The organism is Bartonella sp. AA9NXGY, from assembly GCF_042196845.1.
Lineage (GTDB): Bacteria > Pseudomonadota > Alphaproteobacteria > Rhizobiales > Rhizobiaceae > Bartonella.
The window spans coordinates 1-2,305 of record NZ_JBHIRB010000061.1; the positions used below are offsets into that span (position 1 = coordinate 1).

At 40.1% G+C, this 2,305-nt stretch carries 2 pseudogenes; both read left to right on the forward strand.

Features of this window, described 5'->3' with window-relative positions:
- Positions 1–788 (forward strand): annotated as a pseudogene (locus ACFIM6_RS09715) (hypothetical protein); the annotation flags it as partial.
- Positions 789–791: 3 nt separating this feature from the next.
- Positions 792–2,305 (forward strand): annotated as a pseudogene (locus tag ACFIM6_RS09720) (hypothetical protein); the annotation flags it as partial.

Sequence of the window (2,305 nt, forward strand, 5' to 3'; positions counted from 1 at the left end):
AAGAAGAAGCTGCTATTATGGCACGTAATCCGCAAATGCTTAGTGCGATGCTAACAGGTGGTGATACTCCTAAGTTAAGTCAGGGGTTTCAATGGTATACCAATCCAGAGACTGGTGAACGCGAAATGAGACCGGTAAAGGGGTCTCCACAAGAACTTGAGTATAATCAAAAACTACAAGCCCAGAAAGAATGGGAGGGTAGAAGGATAAAAAATATGTTCACCACCAAGCAGCAGTTGAGAGCTGGATTAAATGATCTGAAAGCTGCTTTTAACCTCCTTCAAAAAGGTAGTGCTACAGGATTTAAGGGGTGGTTTACGAAAAAAGCTGGTGGAAGTGATGGGTACAACTTAGACAAATTATTGGAGGGAATTAGAGGTGGTGTTCTAAGGACGGTATTTGAGAATCTAAAATCGATGAGTCCTAGCGGAACAGTAGGAACTGGTCCTATATCAAATTTTGAAAGTCAGGCACTATCATCAATGTTTGGTTCTTTGGATGTTGGGCGAGATAAAGAGGGATTGGAGAGGACTTTAAAAGTAATTAAAACAGCATTTGATTTTTTCAATAGGCATAATGATCTTCAACTGTACAACGCATTAACAGGTCAGCCTATAGATACGCCCCGAGAAATCTCTGATAAATATTTTGTAGATTCACCGATGTCACAAGGGGATTGGGCAAATGCACCAGTAGTGAATAATACAGAAGAAGCTAATAAATTGCCTTCTGGAACAAAGTTTATCTTAAACCACAATGGTATTAAATATAAAGCTGTTAAGGGATAGATTATGCCTCATTATAATAATGCTTATCGAGAGTCTTTTCCTAATTTTGGTCCTAGCGTGAAGATTATTCAACGTATTCCTGATGATGAATATGGTAAGTTAAGGGGGGAAACGTTACCAGACTTTGGTCCTGATATAAAAATTATTGGACGTATTCCTGATAATGAATATGAAAATTTTGGAGGGTACGAAACATCACCCCAACATCCCGAAATCACGCAAAGTGAAGCTTTTTGGAATTCTTTAAAGCATGGATTGAGTTTTAATTTAGATGATGAGATTGCGGGGATCACAGCGGCAGGACGTGATTCTGATGATGAGTTGGCAATAATTGCTTTTGCGAAGGGGCTTTACAACTATTGGACTGGAGATAAGAAAACCATAGAAAAATATGAGAAAGAAGCCAATAGAATACGTGATTATTATCGTAGGATGAGTGATCAACATTATTGGACTTCTTTTGCTGGAAATGCTTTAGGGTCGGCAATTCCTTCCCTTGCGACTTTAGGGGGAGGATTATTAGCCTCAGGAGCACGCTTTGTAGCGCCTACACTTGCAAGGAATGTGGCGGGGTCAAAATTAGGTCAAGCCTTTTTGAAAGCAGGTCAGTTACCCCCAAGTCGATTTGCAAGTCCATTTTTAGGCATCACGAACAAAACAACATTGCCGCATTTGCTTAAAGTAGGGGCGGCATCTGGTGCATTACATGGAGCGGGAGAAGGGGAAGGACTTGGTAATACACTTACAAGTACGTTATCTGGTGCAGGTTTAGGAGCGGGTGGGGCATTGGCTGGAAGTGCTTTAGCTCATTTAGCTGGTTATCCGGTAAGCGGAATACGAAGACTTTTTTCTCCTTCTCATAAGGAAGGTGTTGCAACAGACACGTTAAGAGCAATCAGTAAACATTTAGGCAATGAAGCTTCTGAAGATCTAGGAAAATCTTTTAAGAATGCGGTCTCTACCGATTATGTAGCTGATCATAGTCCTTTTTTACAGGATCTTGTTTTTGATATCGCGAAAAGAAATCAAGGAGCTTATCTTGATTTGACTAAAAGAGCTGGGCAGAGAGCGCTGGGAGGAGGGGAGCGTATTCATCAGGCAGCAGATGAACACTTTGTTCCTCGTCAAAATGTTACAGGTTTAAAAGATGATCTTATCGCGATTAGGAAAGCAGAACCACATACTCTTTACGAAATAGCTCAAAAAACACCAATAGGAGAACAGCATTATGGTGCTCTTAATGAATTAATGAAGCGTCCATACTTCAAACAGGCTTATAAAGGAGGGCTACAGGAATTCACGAGTGGTGGCAAAGAAGTCAGTTCGTTTTCTTCTGAAAAATTTAATCTCCTTAAAGAAAAGCCCAACATGGGTGTTCTCCATGAAACGAAGGTGAAACTTGGTCTTATGAGAGATGAAGCCGAGAAGATAGGAGATAATAGTAAAGTTCATACCTTAGTTGGCATTCAGAAAAAGTTATTAGAGCTTATGGATGATATATCGCCTAAATATAAGAA